General features: G+C 31.8%; 16 protein-coding genes. 12 read left to right on the top strand and 4 right to left on the bottom strand.

Annotation, left to right across the window (positions count from 1 at the left end):
• Positions 1-23: 23 nt before the first annotated feature.
• Together ACLHDE_RS14055 and ccoG are read right to left on the bottom strand one after the other, a co-directional pair.
• Positions 24-1,070, bottom strand: coding sequence for a YeiH family protein (locus ACLHDE_RS14055; protein WP_415397026.1), 1,047 nt, complete (start codon positions 1,068-1,070; stop codon positions 24-26).
• Positions 1,071-1,155: 85 nt separating this feature from the next.
• A complete protein-coding gene (gene ccoG / locus ACLHDE_RS14050) occupies positions 1,156-2,607 on the bottom strand; it encodes a cytochrome c oxidase accessory protein CcoG (protein ID WP_415397025.1) in 1,452 nt (483 codons plus the stop codon).
• Between the two features lie 357 nt (positions 2,608-2,964).
• Here ccoG and metH point away from each other — a divergent pair, with 357 nt between their 5' ends.
• A complete protein-coding gene (metH, locus tag ACLHDE_RS14045; protein ID WP_415397024.1) occupies positions 2,965-6,456 on the top strand; it encodes a methionine synthase in 3,492 nt (1,163 codons plus the stop codon).
• 29 nt (positions 6,457-6,485) lie between these two features.
• Here the strand turns inward: metH and ACLHDE_RS14040 are convergent, their stop codons facing one another.
• Together ACLHDE_RS14040 and ACLHDE_RS14035 are read right to left on the bottom strand one after the other, a co-directional pair.
• Positions 6,486-7,997 carry a YifB family Mg chelatase-like AAA ATPase gene (locus ACLHDE_RS14040; RefSeq protein ID WP_415397023.1) on the bottom strand — a complete coding sequence of 504 codons (1,512 nt, stop codon included), beginning with the start codon at positions 7,995-7,997 and terminating at the stop codon, positions 6,486-6,488.
• 12 nt (positions 7,998-8,009) lie between these two features.
• Positions 8,010-8,978, bottom strand: coding sequence for an integron integrase (locus ACLHDE_RS14035; protein WP_415397022.1), 969 nt, complete (start codon positions 8,976-8,978; stop codon positions 8,010-8,012).
• Between the two features lie 474 nt (positions 8,979-9,452).
• On the opposite strand from ACLHDE_RS14035, the gene ACLHDE_RS14030 reads away from it, so the two are divergent.
• From ACLHDE_RS14030 to ACLHDE_RS13980, 11 genes are all read left to right on the top strand, one after another.
• On the top strand, positions 9,453-10,064 hold the full coding sequence (locus ACLHDE_RS14030) for a dual OB domain-containing protein (RefSeq protein WP_415397021.1): 612 nt from the start codon (positions 9,453-9,455) through the stop codon (positions 10,062-10,064).
• A 14-nt stretch (positions 10,065-10,078) separates the two neighbouring features.
• Positions 10,079-10,522: a DUF488 family protein gene (locus tag ACLHDE_RS14025; RefSeq protein ID WP_415397020.1), complete on the top strand. Its 444-nt coding sequence runs from the start codon at positions 10,079-10,081 to the stop codon at positions 10,520-10,522.
• A 1-nt stretch (position 10,523) separates the two neighbouring features.
• On the top strand, positions 10,524-11,111 hold the full coding sequence (locus ACLHDE_RS14020; RefSeq protein ID WP_415397019.1) for a DUF4326 domain-containing protein: 588 nt from the start codon (positions 10,524-10,526) through the stop codon (positions 11,109-11,111).
• Positions 11,112-11,213: 102 nt separating this feature from the next.
• On the top strand, positions 11,214-11,711 hold the full coding sequence (locus ACLHDE_RS14015; protein ID WP_415397018.1) for a hypothetical protein: 498 nt from the start codon (positions 11,214-11,216) through the stop codon (positions 11,709-11,711).
• Positions 11,712-11,730: 19 nt separating this feature from the next.
• Positions 11,731-11,880, top strand: coding sequence for a hypothetical protein (locus ACLHDE_RS14010; protein ID WP_415397017.1), 150 nt, complete (start codon positions 11,731-11,733; stop codon positions 11,878-11,880).
• Positions 11,881-11,964: 84 nt separating this feature from the next.
• Positions 11,965-12,315 (top strand): hypothetical protein, encoded by a 351-nt coding sequence (locus ACLHDE_RS14005; RefSeq protein WP_415397016.1) that lies wholly within the window; start codon positions 11,965-11,967, stop codon positions 12,313-12,315.
• Between the two features lie 78 nt (positions 12,316-12,393).
• Positions 12,394-12,969 (top strand): type II secretion system protein GspG, encoded by a 576-nt coding sequence (locus ACLHDE_RS14000; protein WP_415397015.1) that lies wholly within the window; start codon positions 12,394-12,396, stop codon positions 12,967-12,969.
• A gap of 114 nt (positions 12,970-13,083) precedes the next feature.
• On the top strand, positions 13,084-15,603 hold the full coding sequence (locus tag ACLHDE_RS13995; protein WP_415397014.1) for a hypothetical protein: 2,520 nt from the start codon (positions 13,084-13,086) through the stop codon (positions 15,601-15,603).
• A 61-nt stretch (positions 15,604-15,664) separates the two neighbouring features.
• Positions 15,665-16,882, top strand: a complete 1,218-nt coding sequence (locus tag ACLHDE_RS13990; protein WP_415396123.1) for an IS256 family transposase — start codon at positions 15,665-15,667, stop codon at positions 16,880-16,882.
• Between the two features lie 106 nt (positions 16,883-16,988).
• Positions 16,989-17,939, top strand: a complete 951-nt coding sequence (locus ACLHDE_RS13985; protein ID WP_415397013.1) for a DEAD/DEAH box helicase — start codon at positions 16,989-16,991, stop codon at positions 17,937-17,939.
• Positions 17,940-18,011: 72 nt separating this feature from the next.
• Positions 18,012-18,320, top strand: a complete 309-nt coding sequence (locus ACLHDE_RS13980) for a hypothetical protein (RefSeq protein ID WP_415397012.1) — start codon at positions 18,012-18,014, stop codon at positions 18,318-18,320.
• Positions 18,321-18,429 lie beyond the last annotated feature (109 nt).

Below are 18,429 nucleotides of genomic sequence, written 5' to 3'. Positions count from 1 at the left end.
TAGTTTTATCTTAAATAGTTTTATTAAAAAGTAGCCACTACCCATTTAGTTATAAAGTACCCACCAATAACTAACCAAACAAACATTGATAACGCTGTATAAAATGGTGCAAGACCCAAGCCTTTAAATTTGGCAAATCTTGTACCCATTCCAAGTGCTGTCATTGCCATAGTAAGTAAGAAAGTATCTGCTTCATTTATAACACTAACAATGTTTTCCGGCACTAGTTGAAGTGAGTTAAAGCCAGCCATACCTATGAAGTATACTGCAAACCAAGGGATAACAAGTTTTACACCACCACCTGCTGTTCCATTTTTCTTCGCTGAGTATGAAAGATAGATGCCAAGAATAATCAGCATAGGGGCTATCATAATAACTCTTGTCATTTTTACAATAACAGCAGCGTTAGACATCTCAGCTTCAGCACCAGGAACAGATGCAGGAACAGCTACAACTTGTGCAACTTCATGTATAGTTCCACCAACATAGATACCAAACTCTCTTGCAGTCATATCTAAGATGCCAGATGTATATAAAACAGGATATAAGAACATTGCTATTGTTCCAAAAAGAACAACCATAGAAACAGCAACAGCAGTTTTATGCTCTTCTGCTTTTAGTACAGGTTCAGTTGCAAGAACGGCTGCTGCTCCACATACAGCTGCTCCAGATGCAGTTAGCATAGAGGTATCTCTATCCATTTTAAATACTTTCATACCAAGATATGTACCCAATATAAAGGTAGTGCTAAGCATAATAAGAGAGACCATAAAGCCGTCTATACCAACTTCAGCAATCTGTTGAAAAGTTATACGAAAACCATAAAATACAATCGCAAATCTGAGTATCTTTTTAGCAGAGAAAGTAATACCACTTTGCCATTCAGAAGGTGTTTGGTTGTGAAGTGTATTAGCATAGAAAATACCCATAACAATACCAATTACCAGAGGAGATATTCCAAGTGCACTTACAGCCGGCAAACCGGCTACCATTGTGGATGCTGCTGCAAAAATTGCTACAAATATTATACCACTCATTGTACCTTTACGGTTAGTTGGAGAAAACGGCATTGAGACTATCCTTTGGTAAATTAAAATTGAATTATATCAGAAAACTATTACTGTTTTACTTCTGACTTCATTTAGGTTTTAAATATTAATCATTTTCTTCATCTTCATCTTCATCTTCAATAATGTCAGATCTAGGGAAAACAAATGTTGATTTCCTAAATACAACTACTTTATGCTCATGACCGATTGCATATGCACGAATCGTGATAGGAATAATAGTATCTTTTCTGTCATTATCAACTAGCATCTCTTGGGTTCTAAGAACAACAATTTTTTTCTTTATAATACCTGGTACTACTGTAAACTCTTTACTAGGTTTAATAATAGTTATCTTGCCTTCCATGCCCTTGGGAGGAATTACTTCAAAGTAAAATTTCATCTTTTGGCTCTTAGTATTTTGTAGTAAGAACTCATAAGCATTTTCAACTCTAAACGTATTATCTGGCATCTGTTTAACAGAGTAAAGACGAGTCTCTTTGTTTATATTTAAAAGCATATGCTCTTTTGTACTACCCATCATTGCTAGAATAACCATAAGTCCGACTAATAGAACAATATAGGCTAAAACTTTCGCGCGAAAGTACTTAGTCTTACCTTTTTGATCTACTATCTCATAATCACTTGACCAAGTAACTAAAGATGGTTTTCCAAGCTTACCCATAACTGTCGTACAAGCGTCTACACACTCCAAGCAGTTTATACACTCTAGCTGAAGACCTTTACGAATATCAATGTGAGTAGGGCAAACTGTTACACAACTTTCACAAGCTGTACACTCTGCATGAGGTTCTTGGACTTGAATGTCTTTTTGTTTTGTAAATAGTTTATTGTGATTTTTATCATAAATATGACCACCTCTATGCATATTATAAAGTGCCATAATAGTATGGTCATCATATAAAACTGACTGAACTCTAGAGTATGGACAAACATAAACACAGAAATTTTCTTTTAAAAAGATTATGTCATATACTAAAAATGCTGCTATACCAAGAACTGAACCAAACAAAGTCCAGTGTTCAGTAGGATTAGCTAAATAAGTAAAAAAGTCTTCTGGTGGAACAAAGAACCACATAAAGTCAGCAGCGGCCACTATTGAAAGAGCAGTCCAAAGTAAAACAGCAACTACCTTTTTAACTTTATTTTCAGCCTTTGACATATCAGGTTCAAGTTGCTTATTTTTTATACGTTTTCTAAGACCTAAGATTTTTGTCTCAATAAAATCTCTATAGATAACACGAAAAACAGTTTGAGGGCATACCCAACCACAGAAAACACGACCACCGACAACTGTCATGCCAAATATACCTAAGAACATAAACATTAATAAAAATGGCATCAAATATAATTCTTGCATGTCAAACTGTATAAAGGCAAGATGTAACTTCAACTTGTCAAAACTAAGTAGAAAAAAATGATTTCCATCTACTGTTATCCAAGGTAAAACTAAAGCTATGATTGTAACTATTATGTATAAATAATAGCGTTTAATTCTCCATGGTGTTGGTATTTCTATACCTGAATTCTCTTTACTCATACGAACTCCTAGCTAATATCTTTTTTATTACTTAATTTTGTCAAGATTTTGTCAAAGTATATCAAATAACAGTTGAGTTTAAAATTAATTATAATAATAGTTATAATGATATCTAATGTAAACAAGTAAGCTTTCAGCTTATCTCAACTACCATTAAAAACTCTTGTACTTTTATAGACATACCCTCATAGTAATATATCATTAAATAAGAAAAAATTATTTGTTTCATGTTAAATATTTGAAACTTTTATAATTCCAGCTTAGTCTTATGTTCCATAAATAAACAAAAAGCCTTTTTTATGTTCAAGTTTGCTAAAATATATCTCAATATTTTAATAACAAAAGATTTTTATTATCATGACAACAAAACAATACATACTAGACACAATTAAAAAACGCCCGCTTATTATTGATGGAGCGATGGGAACTCAGCTTCAGCAACGTGACGACAAAATTTCTAAAGAGGCTTGGGAAGGCAACGAAGGTTGCAACGAGCTTCTAAATGTTACGGCTCCAGAAGTTCTTAGTGAGATTTTTGATGCTTACTTAACTGCCGGTGCTGACCTAATTACGACAAATACATTTGGCTCATTCTCATGGGTTTTAGATGAGTACCAAATTGGCAACCGTGCTTATGAGTTAACAAAAGCCGGTGCAGAGCTTGTAAAACAAGCGTGTGAAAAGTTCTCAACTTCAGAGCATCCACGTTTTTGTCTGGGTTCTGTTGGACCGGGAACTAAACTTCCATCACTTGGTCACATCACTTATGATGAGATGTATGAGGGTTATACTGAGTTTTGTTTAGCTTTAATTGATGGTGGGGTAGATATATTTTTACTTGAAACCTGTCAAGATCCACTTCAAATCAAAGCTGCTCTTCATGCATGTCAAGAAGCAAGCAGACAAAAAGATATAGATATTCCAATAATGATATCCGTAACGATTGAGCTAAGTGGGACTATGCTTATCGGTACAGATGCCGGTACGATTGCTACTATTTTAGAGCCTTTTGATATTTTATCTCTTGGATTTAACTGTGGAACTGGACCTGAGCAAGTTTTAAAACACGTAAAAACTCTAAGTGAGGTTTGGCATAAACCAATAAGTATTCATGCAAATGCAGGTCTTCCGCAAAACCGCGGCGGTTATACTTACTATCCAATGGGACCAGATGAATTCACTCTACAGCAAGAAAAGTTTTTAGCTTATGATGGTGTTTCTTTCTTAGGTGGATGCTGTGGAACTACTCCTCAACATATTCGTGCATTGGTTGATAAAGTAAATTCTAGAGTACCTAAAGCACCAAGTGGTTCACATGAGAACTCTATAGCTTCACTCTTTAACACTACAACTCTTATGCAAGAACCAGCTCCACTTCTAATGGGAGAGCGTTCAAACGCAACAGGCTCAAAAGCTTTTAAAGAACTTCTTTTAGCAGAAAATTACGAGGGAACACTCTCTGTTGCACAACAACAAGTTCGTGCCGGTGCTCACGTAATAGATGTAAATGTAGGTTTTGCAGGACGTGATGAGACAAAAGATATGAATGCCGTTATAGGAATGTACAACCAAAAAATAGCACTTCCACTTATGCCGGACTCTACTCAAACAAGTGGACTTGAGACTGCACTTAAAAACATAGGCGGAAAACCTATTTTAAACTCGGTAAATCTTGAAGATGGCGAACCAAAGTTTGATGCAGTATGTCAACTAGCTAAAAAATTTGGAACAAGTTTAGTCTGTCTTACCATAGATGAAGTTGGTATGGCAAAAACAGTTGAGAATAAACTAGCAGTTGCTGATAGAATCATAGACTTGGCGACTAACCGACATGGTATCAAAAAAGAAGATTTAATTTTTGATGTTTTAACATTTACACTTGGTAGTGGCGATGAAGAGTACTGGGATGCAGGAATAAATACCATAGAAGCTATCCGTGGGCTTCGTAAAAAACATCCAGAAGTCAGTGCTACTTTAGGACTCTCAAATATCTCTTTTGGACTTGACAAAGACGCTAGACCATATCTAAACTCTATGTTTTTACACCACTGCATCGAAGCAGGTCTTACTTCGGTTATCATTAATGTAAAACATATCATTCCCATAAACAAAATAAGCAAAGAAGACCAAGAAATATGTGATGATTTGATTTTCAACCGTAAACCAAACGGAGAGTCTCTCTTTAGCTTCATAGAGCACTTTAGTACTAAAGAAGCCATTGATAACGATGTAGAAGATGCAGCTTATCTGGCAATGAGTGATGAAGAAAAAATAGCTAAACTTCTTATGGATGGCGATAAAGAGAGAATGATTCCTCTTGTAGAAGAAGCTCGCAAAACAATAGCACCAGAAAGAATTGTAAATGAGATTCTTATAGATGCCATGAAAGTTGTCGGTGAGCTTTTTGGTTCAGGTCAGATGCAGCTTCCATTTGTACTTCAAAGTGCTGAGACTATGAAAAAAACAGTTGATCACCTAAACCCATACTTACCAAAAGTTGAAAAAACTGTAGATACTACTCTTGCCTTGGGTACAGTTAAAGGTGATGTTCACGATGTTGGTAAGAACCTTGTAGATATCATACTCTCAAACAACGGTTTCAAAGTACAAAACCTAGGCATTAAAGTAGAGCTTGAGAAGTTTATACAGGCCATGAAAGATGGTCATATCTCAGCACTCGGATTTAGTGGCTTATTGGTAAAATCAACACAGGTAATGCAGGAAAACTTTAAACTTTTAAAAGAAGAAGGAATAGATATTCCGGTGTTAATTGGCGGAGCTGCACTTACTCGTAGTTTTGTAGATGACTTCTGCCGTCCTTTTTACGGGGGTCCTATCTTTTACTGTAAAGATGCCTTTGACGGTGTTACTGCCATGAGCCGCATCGAAGCTGGTAATTTTGACACTGATCTTCACGGAAAAGACAAAGAAGAGAAAGTTGTAAAAGAGAAAAAAGAAGTAATCATCCCGCCTTTTGAAGAGCTCAAGATGCCAACACGAGATGTTAAAGTTCCTACTCCTCCATTTTGGGGAAGACGTGAGATGAAACTTACACCTGTTCAAATAGAGATGGCATTTGAGTGGATAAACCATAAGATTCTTTTTAAATCTCGTTGGGGTTATAGCTCTAAGGGAATGACAAAAGAGCAGTACCAAAAACAGGTTGATGAAGTTATTATGCCTGCGTATGAAAAACTAAAAGCTCAGTTTCTTGATGAGAAACTTTTTGAGCCGACTATTATCTATGGTTATTGGCCTTGTCGTTCAGACGATAATACTCTTCTTATCTTTGATGAGAGCGAAGGCTATAACTCTGAAGACGAGGTAAACCGTGAGCATCTCGAACATGTTATGGGCAGAGCTATAAAGCAGTTTACTTTCCCAAGACAGTCAAAAGCACCGCATCGTGCATTGAGTGATTTTTTTCATCATGACAGACATGATGTAATAGCATTAACGTGTGTGAGCGCTGGAGCAAAACTAAGTGATGCAGAGCGTCTTATCTACGATGAAGGAAATTATACAGAGTATTATCAGTTTCATGGACTCGGAGTTGAGTTAGCTGAAGCCTTAGCAGAGATAGCTCATAAACAAATTAGACTTGATTTGAATATTTCAGAGGGTGAAGGTAGTAAACTAAGCGATGTTCAGATGAACAAGTATCAGGGAAGTCGTTACTCATTTGGTTATGCGGCTTGTCCTGACTTAGAACTAAACCGTCCTCTTTTTGATCTTTTAAAACCTGAAGAGTTTGGAATTGAGCTGAGTGAAACTTTTCAAATCCATCCAGAACAATCAACAAGCGCATTGGTCGTTTACCATCCAAACGCAACTTATTACAATGTATAAGTAAAAGAGAGCTTTTAATGTAAGTAAATTTAAGAGCGTCTTCTATAACTCAAAGCTTCTAATACATGGCTCTTTTGTATAGCCTCACTTGCATCTAAATCAGCAATAGTACGACTAACTTTTTGAATCTTTTTGATACTTCTAAATGAAAGTGTAAATCTACTAACTGCCATATCCAAAACATCTTGTGCCTCACTCTCTAAAACACAAAACTTCTCAATTTCTGCATCACTGAGTTTTGCGTTAAAGCTATTTTGTCCTCTCTTTTTAGAAAACATATGTGCTTCTACAACTTTACGGTGTAGCTCTTTTGACGAGAAACTTGGCTTATCATCTGCTTTGACATTTTGCATCACAACATTCATATCTATTCTGTCTAAGAATGGGTCTGAGAGTTTATTTTTATATCTTTGAATCTCAAGTTCGTTGCATCTACACTCTAGATGCTCATTTAGAAGATTTCCGCATGGACATGGGTTCATAGCTCCGATGAAGAGAAAATTACTTGGATACTCTACTTTAGAGTTTACTCTAGAAATTCTAATACGATTATCTTGCATCGGTTCTCTGAGTGCTTCAAGTATATTTTTGGAAAAGTGTGGAAGTTCATCGAAAAATAAAATACCATTATGAGCTAAACCAACTTCACCTATCATAGCTTTATGCGAACCCCCTCCAAACACGCTGGCGAGGGTTGATGAGTGATGAGGTGAACGCATGTTCCTATGAGGTTTAAAGTCAGGTTCTACCAGCTCTAAAGCTTGAAGTTTTGCAACATCAAGTATCTCGTCAGATTTCATTGGAGGAAGTATATATCTAAGCCTTGAAGCTATCATACTTTTACCACATCCAGGAGAACCTTCAAAGAGAATATTATGAAATCCAGCCGATGATATTAGCGCAGCTCTCTTTGCAATTTCTTGCCCCTTTACATCGCTGAAATCTTCGTCATAATCATTTACATAGTAGTACTTCTCTTGTTTTATCTCATAATATGGATATGCTATTTCAGTTTGTTCTATACTTGGAGAAACTGTCTCTTGATTTTTTAGCACTTCTATTGCATCTTGGAGATTTTTCACACCGTAAAATTCGATATTAGGGATTTTAGATAATTTTTTCAAACTCTCAAATGGAACAATAGCTTTAGAGATTACTTTTTGGTTTGCTAAAGATAGCATTAAAGGGTAGAGTTGAATATTTTCTTTCACACAGCCATCAAGACCAAGCTCTCCAAAAACAAACCACTCACTTAAATCATCTTCCAAAGAGTCAAGCGCAACTAAGAGTGCAATACTCAAATCAAACTGACTACCTTCTTTTTTCAAGTCGCTCGGAGCTAGGTTTATTGTGATGCGTTTAGGAGGAAAAGAAAACTCATTACTTAAAAGTGCCGACTTCACACGCTCTTTAGCTTCTGTAATAGATGCAGAAGCAATCCCAACTATAGAAAATGAGGGAAGACCTTTTGTCAAAGTTGATTCAACATGCACAACTTTGGCGTCTATACCTTCGTATGTAGCACAAGAAACCTTTTTCATGATAGTATTCCTTTAAAAATCTAGTGGGCTGATAACTTTAGCCTTATTCATTTCACTAACCACATGCGTATATATCATAGTAGTCTCAACACTTTTATGACCTAAAAGTTCTTGTATGCTTCGTAAATCTATGCCTGCTTGAAGTAGATGAGTTGCATAAGAGTGTCTAAATATATGTGATGTAACTCGTTTGTTAAGATTTGCTTTTTGAGATGCTACTTTTATGTTTCTCCCTAAAGTCTGCGCCATAACATGATGTCTTCTTTTTTCTTTTGTTCTTGGGTCTGTAGAAATACTTTTCATTGGGAATAAATACTGCCATTTCGCTTCAAGCTTTGAGCGTGGGTACTTTTTTTCTAAAGCATAAGGTATAAAAACATTTCCGTAACCATCTTTTAAATCTTGTTTATGAAGGAGTTTAACACTCTCTACTTGTTCAAGTAGTTTTGCTTTTAATTTTTGTGGTAGAGGTATAGTTCTGTCTTTAAGTGATTTAGAGTCCCAAACATAAATCTTATCAAACCCAAAATCAATATCTTTTACTCTCAAATTTAAAGCTTCACTCATCCGAAGACCACAACCATACATAAGATGCACTAACAAACTGTACTCACTTGGTATGTTTTGCAAGACCTCTCTAACTTCTTCTTTAGTCAAAACTACAGGTATGTGTTTTCTTTCCTGTGCTCTAAGTGCTTGTATATTCCACTCACTAATATCTAAACCTAAAACCTCTTTATATAAAAATAACAATGCACTAAAGGCTTGATTTTGAGTAGTTGGAGCTACTCTGTCATTTGTTGCTAACTTTGTTAAGTATAACTCTATTTCTATCTTACCCATTTCAATAGGATGTTTCTTATGATGAAATAAAATATAATGCTTTATCCAATGAATATAAGTTCTCTCTGTTGAATAACTGTAGTGCTTAAATCTAATCTTGTCTCGAACCAAGTCTAATAATTTTTTTTTGACTTCCATATTTCAACCTTTGGATTAAGTATCATTATGAATGTTATGTATATTTATGAACAATTAACACTCATTTGAAGCTGTTATTTGTCCTTGAGACAATTAACAATCATCATGTTCTTAAGAATAATAGGTTAAATATTTAAAATAATGTAAAAATATGACAATTTGTCATATTTTTACAGAAATACTCCTAATTAACAATCATTAACCATGATAGTTAATTATTTATTTAAGGTTAATCTATATATAATGATGTTGAATAAATAGTTATCCGCTCACTGTGTGACCGGATAACGGGGGCGCGGGTTGAACACCCACTGGTCACCTGTCGCACAGCGCCAGATAACAAGCGGGAGGAGCAAGCAACCATTGTAAAACCTAAAGGTTTCTCAACGGCAGTTACTCACCCGCGCCCCCGTTAACTCTCACAGAATCAACACTATTTAAAATATACTACTTATTATAGTTAAAGGCTTATAAATGAAAAAAATAATTGTCATTTTTGCAAATTCAATTAAACATCATAAACATTGTGTAGCAGGAAAATGTATAGAAACTGGACAATGGGTACGCCCAGTTTCAGATATATCTGGAACTGAATTATCAAATGAACAAAGTACATACACTAATAAGTATGGACAATATATGGTAAAACCTAAACAAAAAATTGAAATGAATTTTCAATCTCATGCACCTTTACTACATCAGCCAGATAATTATCTCATAGATAATAGCTCATGGCAACAACGTTTTAAAATTGAAGATAATGAAATCAGTCAATTTTTAGATACCCCAACTTCATTATGGGGAAACTCAAATCATATTCCGTATAACTTAATAGCTTCTAAAAAAGTTATTATTTCACAATCTTTATATTTGATTCAAACAAAAGATTTAACTTTATATACACCAGAGATAAATAAAAGACGTGCTTCTTTCAGTTATAATAACATAAAGTATGATTTTCCTGTAACTGACCCAAATTTTGATAAAATTACGGCTGAAGGCAAAAGCCTTTCAGGAATACTTTGTATAAGTCTAGGCGAAAAATTTAACAATAACTGCTATAAAATAATAGCAACTATTTTATAAATTAAAGGAAAATAATGAGTACATACACTATCGGATTTACCAAAAAGAATGCAAAGGTTTTTTTTAACTTTTTAAAAGAATCGAAAATAACTAAATTGATTGATGTCAGACTTAATAATATTTCCCAATTAGCAGGGTTTGCAAAGAAAGATGATTTAAAATTTTTTCTTAATGAATTGTGTAATGGTGCTGAATATATACACACTCCTGAACTTGCTCCGACTAAAGACATGCTTAGTGCATATAAAAAAGGTGATATCACTTGGGAAAAATATGAAAAAGATTTTTTAAAATTAATGTCAGAACGTGACATTCAAAATAAATTTAAACCTGATTTTTTTGAAAATGGATGTTTACTTTGTAGTGAGCATGAACCTCATAACTGTCATAGAAAACTTGTAGTTGACTATTTAAATGAACATTGGAAAACAAAGCTAGATGTAAAACATCTGTACTAATATGAATAATATTTTAATTTTATATCCTAAAGAGTTTAAGAGTAAAGATAAGTTTGAGCGTAAAGTTTCTCGTATTACTAAAAATATTAATGATTATACTATTTCATATTTAGATGACTATAATGATTTTATTACCTCGTATTTTATTCAAGTTAAAACTGAAAAAATAACAAGTAATGAAATTGATACCATAACACATGTAATTATATTTGATGATGGAGAAGAATTTAAAAAAGAAACAAGTTTCTTTAAATCAAAAAATATTCCATTAAGACTTATTAAAATACTTATTACTAGGGTAATTAATATTAAAACTAATACCCAGTACGATAAAGATAACTCAGAATATGAATATATTGGACGTGGTTCATACTGGGGTAATCCACATTCGATGTTTGAAAATGGTGATACAAGAGAAGAAGTAATAAGAAAATTTAAATATGATTTCGATAAAGATATGTTTATAAATAAAAAGAAAGATGAAGTGCGTAAACTTGTTGGAAAACGCTTAGGCTGTTTTTGTAAACCATCATCTTGTCATGGCGATATTCTTGCAGATTTTTTAAATAGTCAAGATGATGGAAAGTAGCAGTTTTATTAAAAAGTTAACAAAACGCAGGAGCCAATAGTTTACCCTAGCGGGAAAACTATTGCTCTCCTCAACCGTTATCTTATATAAGGAGTATTTAATTTGGATGATTATCAAAAGAGGTATTGGCAAGAACTTTATGATTTGAAAGTTCATACTGCATATTTAGAAATATATTTATTAAAAACAGAAAAAATAGATACAGTTATAAATGCATTTCTAGCAGTTGCTTCAAGTGGTAGTATTGCAGGGTGGGCTATATGGAAAGAACAGCAATTCATATGGGCTTCAATTATTGTTTTATCGCAATTTATTACTGCAATAAAAACTTTTTTACCATATAATCTAAGAATAAAGAATATTAGCAAAGTATTAAAAGAAATGGAATCTATTTCAATACATTACGAAAAGATTTGGTTTTATATTTCAGAAGGTCAAAAAACAATTGAAGAAACAAATACATTAAGGTTTGAGATGAAAGAAAAAAAATCACAAATAATGCAAAAATACTTTGCTACTAATATGCTTCCTGTTAAGAAGAAATATTTAGAAGAAGCAGAACTAGTTATTGAAGCAAATATTAATAATTACTATAATTAACAAAGAAAAAGGATAAAAAATGGCAAAAGAGCAAAGCGGTAAAAACAAAAACGGGCAAAGTAATAAAAATAATGGAAGTGTTTATAGTAATGATAGTGCGAGAAGCTTACCTCAAACACAAAAAAAACCACCAATGCCTAAAGCGAAACCATCAAAATCAAGCAAATAAGCTAACAAAACCTTGGAGAGAAATAGTTTACCCTAGCGGGTGAAACTATTTCTCAAGATAAACGTTAGATTACAAGGGAAGATAATGATACACATAGGTAGCGGAATATTTATTATTGCAGGGTTAGTGATTTTCCCAAGAATCTTAAATTATAATTTGCCTTCTGAAGCATGGTTGTTTTTTTCTTCATTAATAATTGGTAGCATTCTTATTAAAATGTCGAAAATCAATAAACAAAGTGATATTTTAATAATTGGATTGCTGGTTGCACTTACATTAACATTACCAATTTTATTAAGAGAACACATAGAATATACATTGATAAGATTAATTGGAAATGGATTCGGTTTTTTTATTTCCACATATATTGGATTAGTTATTCCACTGTATCTTGTTAGTTATTTAAAAAATCTAACAAAACATAGGAGCGAATAAGTTACCTAGCGGTCACTTATTCGCTCTATTCAAACGTTATGTACCAACTAAAATATAACATCAAAAAAGGGAGCATAAATGAGTAATAATCAAGAAAAACTAGGCACATTTCCATTTATAATTGGAGGAGCATCTTTCATACCTGGTATAGGTATAATGTTTGGCATAATTTCAATTACATGGGGTTTAATTACAAAGAAACTTGGAGGCAAAAAACTTGCAATTATCGGTTCAAGCGGTATTGCTTTCAGCATTATTTTATATGGCACTTTATTTTATTTCACCAATATACAAAGAGGCGGTCTCTATGATGAGCTAAGAGAAAAATTAGCTGTAACAACAATAACATCATTAGTTCAAGCAATTGAATTTTACAAAACACAAAATGGAAAATATCCAAAGTCGCTAGAAGCATTACAAATAGCACTCCCAAAAGATAGCATGGTTTTCGTTAACGACCCTACAGGTGTACCATTAACAGATAAGCCACGTTATTTTCACTATGAGTTAAAGGATGAGTCACATTACTATCTATTAGGCGTAGGGATAGATGGCAACCCATATACTAATGATGACATATTACCAGATATAAAAGTGGATAATAATAGTTCTGTAGGTTTAATAATACATAGCAATAGTATAAAGGTCTTATAGAAAAGAAACTTACACATAAGGTACATAACAAGTACGAGGAACGCAATAATTTACCCTAGCGGGAAAATTATCGCTCACGACAGACGTTATATTAAAAAATTGATAGGATCTATTGTGATTAAAGAAAAAAATATACTTGAATTTTGGAAACTATGTGAAATTATCGATTTTGAAAGATTTTATCTATCAAAAGAAAAAATTGAAACCATTTCTAAAAAAATTGAAAATTGTACAAATACTAAAAAGCTGACAAATGAATTTGCATATAAAAAACTTACTAATTCAAATACAGATATAAAATTTAAAACCACAAATATTTATAAAGTATATTATGGACTTATAAAAAGTGAAGATCTAATCAAGTATATATACTCAGTCTTAAAAAGTAAAAATGAAATGTCCAACAATGAAGCAATAGAGCGAGAGCTAGAAAAGTTAAAAGCCACTGATTATACATACCTTGCTTCTGGCTTTACAAATTCAAACTTCTATCCAATAAGTATCAATAGTGAAGTATTATCAATCAATCGAATATTTTTTGTATTACATCAAATAATAAATAATAAGCCCTTTAGTAATGAAGAATTAACACAATTTCAAGAAGATATAAATAGCTTATTCTATGAAAAGTTTAACCTTGATCAATCAATTCCTACTGATATTTATATACCTGATTTAGATTATTTGCTTAATTTATCTAAGTATGCTAAAAATGGTAAAACTATTTTTGATTTTTTACCTTTTGATGTTGAAACATCTATCTGTTTAATGGATAAAGAATATATCACAAAACTAAAAAAGTCATCCAGCGATAATAGTGCTAAAACACTAGAGGATATAATGTCATTATTAGATCGTGAAGATAATAGTACATTATTTTTACATGGGTTTGATAATAGTTTATCAATATTAGATAATGCAATATTAATTGCAGATACAAATAAAAATGCAAACATTCATTTAGTAACTAAAAATAAAATTAGCTTAAATGACCAATCTTATAAAATACCTTCAAATCTATTCCTACATACTTTTGTAAAAAAAGATGAATTCATGCTTGATAAAACTGTAACATCAAAAAAACATCTTAATACAGATATAGGTAATATCATATTTGACATATTAGTTAAATATTTAGCTTTGAGTAAAGAAGTATTTTATGCAGATAATAACAATTACTGTTTTACCAAAATAATTGAAAATCAGAAAATAAACTGTATTGAGAATGTTTTAGATTTAAATATGACAAGTTTCTACATCGATGCATTAAAAGAAGAACCTAAAAAGTTAACACATAAATATATCGAAGGAGAGCAAAAAAGATTAGATGTAAATAGCAGCATTGATATTAGGAAAAATATAAATAAAGTTGAATACTTTTCAAATGTAAATGCTAAATGGATTTCTCCACATCCTTTATATTATGCTCAACAAAATGCTATAAATATATTTATTTCTGATTTAAATACCAAGCAAGATAATCTTCTTAGTATAAATGGTGCACCTGGTACTGGTAAAACAACTTTGCTAAAAGATATTATTGCAAACATAACTACTAAAAAAATTTTAGATTGTAAGCAGCTTAACTATAAAGTTTTTAATTCTAAAGGACTTTTGGATTCAAAGCTATGTTCAAAATATGAAATTATTGTTACATCTAACAATAATGCTGCAGTAGAAAATATTACAAAGGAACTGCCACAACAAAAAGAAATAGATTTTGAATATTTAAATTTTAGACCTGAAGATTTCTTACTTTATGAAGCATCTCAAAAATTTTATAATAAAAGTGATTGTTATACTTTAATTGCTACTACTCTTGGAAATAGTACAAATATAAAAAATTTCAAAACAAACTTCGAGGGTATGTTAAAGCACATTGAATTAAATCCAGTAAGTTCAACAGTTCTTAATAACAAACAAGATGAATTGAATCATAATCTTGAACTTTTATTTAAAGAGTTAAAAAAAGAAGAGGAAGCATTTAAAAGATTACTAGATATTCACAAATACTATAATAAGTTGACTGTGGAAGAGTCAAATTTTAAACAAAATAAAAATGAAATTACTAGTATAAATGAAAAAACAAATACTGCTGAAGAAGCACTTGAGCGTATCAAAAGAAGCAAAGACTCAAATAATGAAGAAATTTCATTAAAAAATGAAGAACTTGTGATAATACAAAAAGAGCTAAAAAGTTTTGGATTCTTTTCAAAACTTTTCAAAAGTAAGCAATATAAAAATATACAAACTCAAGAGATTATTGTAGAAAAAAGTATATTAGAACATAAGAAGCTAAAAAGAGACTACAAACAAAAAGTTACTGATATAGAAAAGAAAATACATGAATATAAAAGTAACTTATCTAGTTTAAATAATAAACTATTAGATATAGAAAAACAAGTTAAATCAATTAAAACTATTATAAAAGACATAGAAACTCAAAAAGGAAGCATTAAATATTATCTAAGTGATGACAACTTTTTTTCAAAAGAGGAAAAAGAATTACAGCTAAGTTCTTTATATGCAAAGGATAGTTATTTAAAACTAAAAGCAGAAGTGTTTAAAACATCATTACAGTTAAATGAAGTACTGTTTCTTAAAAATATTGAGAGTGTAAATCTAACTGTGTAAACCTTAAAAATTAAATTTATTTGATATAGTCATCAAGTGAATTATTTATAAGGATTTACATATGAGTTTAATAAACCACGAAGAGCTAAAAAAACAAATTAAAGATGGTACATTTACATCTTTAGATGATATAACCAACGAGTTTAAGAATATACTTAGAGAAGTTATTCAGACAGCTTCTTCAGAAGAACTAACTTCACATCTAGGTTATGAAAAGCATCAACCCTCAGATACTCCAAACTACCGTAACGGCTACAATGATAAAAAAATAAACTCAAAGTATGGTCAATTTGATGTTTCTATCCCCAGAGATAGAGAATCTACATTTGAGCCACAACTGGTAAAAAAGAGAGAAGTACTTTTAGATGGCAGTGAAGACCTTATTCTTTCACTCTATACCAAAGGTATGAGTGTAAGAGATATACAGCATCATCTTGATGATTTATACGGCTATGAACTCTCTGCTCAGACGATCTCAAACATTACTGAAAAGGTTATTGAAAAAGCAAATGAGTGGCAGTCTCGTCCACTAGAACCTATTTATCCCATTATCTTTATGGATGCTACAGTGCTAAAGATAAGAGTTGATAGAGTTGTTAAAAATATAGCAGCTTATATAATGCTAGGAATAACGCTTGAAGGCAAAAAAGAGATTATTGGTATTTGGATCGGTGAGAATGAAACTTCTAAATATTGGCTTACGGTTTTAAATGATATCCAAAAGCGTGGAATACAAGATGTTCTAATCTTCGCAATAGACGGTTTAAACGGCTTCAAAGAAGCCATCCAAGCCGTTTATCCTAAAGCAGAGATACAAAGATGTATCGTTCATCAGATAAGAAGCTCTTTGAAGTTTGTTTCTTGGAAAGATAGAAAAGCAGTTGCTAAAGATTTAAAATCTGTATACTCAGCGCTCAATGAAGAAGATGCTCAATTAGCTCTTACTGAGTTTAATGATATCTGGGGTAAAAAATATCCAAATATCACCCTCTCTTGGACAAATAATTGGAATGAACTTTCTACTTTTTTCAAATATCCAAATTCAGTTAGAAAATTAATTTATACAACTAACCCTATAGAATCACTAAACGCAACTATAAAAAGAAAGACAAAATCTAAAGGCTCATTTCCTACTATAGAATCTGCTTTTAAGATGCTATATCTTGCTACTCAAGAGCAACAAGAAAAATGGAAAGCTAACAGCATTAGAAATTGGTATGAGATTTATCCTCAACTTAGTATCTTTTTTAGCGAAATTGTGTCAAAATATACTAAGTGATTTAGGAATAGAAGGTGGGTTTACACAGTTTATTTTACGGTCTCAAAATATTGAAAATTTTTCAAGTCAAATATTATTTTACATTGATAACTTGACAAAAGAAGTTATGACAACTCAAGAATTAGAACAATTTAAAAATAGTTTCTCTTGTTTATCATTTGTTTTTCCAGTTGTTTCAACATCATTAGCATCGTCATATAAAATGTTCAAAAAAATTGACAACTATGGTACACTATTGTGTGATGAATCAGGACAAGCTACACCTCAATCATTAGTTGGACTACTTAATAGAGCAAACAATGCACTAATAGTTGGTGATCCATTGCAAGTAGAGCCTGTTTTTACCGCACCAGAAGTATTAGTTCAGATATTAGCTGAAAAATATAATATTTCTAAAATACATTCTCCATTGACTTCATCTGCTCAACAGGTTGCTGATTACGCTAACTGTTATGGTTCATATTATAAAGTTAATAATGAGAATGTATGGGTAGGTATGCCTCTTGTAGTACATAGAAGATGTGTTGAACCAATGTTTAGTATTTCAAATGATATTTCTTATAACAATAAAATGGTTTTAGCTACTCCTTCTTTAAAAGCCAATGATGAATCATCTCATCTTCCAGTAAGTTCTTGGATAGATGTTGAATCTAATAATTCAGACTTCATACAAAACACAAGTACTAAAGAACTAAAAGCTTTGAATGATTTTGTGTCAAAGTACAATATAAGGTCTTATTATCTTATATCTCCATTTAAGTCTGTTTATAAAGCAGTTGAAATTAAAGATGACAGTGTAGGTACAGTACATACATTTCAAGGTAAAGAAACAGATGTTGTTTTTCTATTGCTGGGTGGGAATACTGCAACAAACTCTAAATCTTGGGTATCATCAAAGCCTAATATTTTAAATGTTGCTGTAACAAGAGCAAAAAAAAGGATTTATATAATTGGAGATAAAAATATTTGGAAAAAACATAACTACTTTAAAAATAGTATTAATATTTTAGACCAGTGGGGTAATAAATATAACAAATCATTGGAAAAAAATATTTGACCCTGCGGCTCAAATATTTCTCAACTTAAACGTTATATCTTAAAAAGACATTTAATAAACAAAAGGAAAGAAATGAAAAATCTAATTATTGGATTAAGTATAGTCGTGAGTTTAACAGGTTGTGGGGTCTCTTGGGCAAGTATAAATAAAAGTAAAATAAATAATGATAATCTACAGCTTGCAAAGCAAAAATGTAAAATAGATGAAAAAAAATATAAGTTAAATGAAGAGCAAAATAAAATTTCTTATATGATTAGTGCTGCAAATTTAAAGGGTGATGCCAAAAAACAATGGGAAGAAACGAGCGAAAAAAAAGAAATAGAATTTAATAAAGAAATTAATCAGTGCATGAAAAAAGAGGGCTATATCAAAGAAAAATAGATATAACAAAACGTAACAACAAAAATATGTTCCATCCGACATTTTAATTTGGTTTTGTTTGAGAAATTTTGTAGTCAATTGAACAAAGTTAAACTTGGGAATATGGAAC

It is taken from the genome of Sulfurimonas iocasae, assembly GCF_047716755.1.
GTDB lineage: Bacteria > Campylobacterota > Campylobacteria > Campylobacterales > Sulfurimonadaceae > Sulfurimonas.
This window is presented reverse-complemented; position numbering and strand designations above follow the sequence as displayed.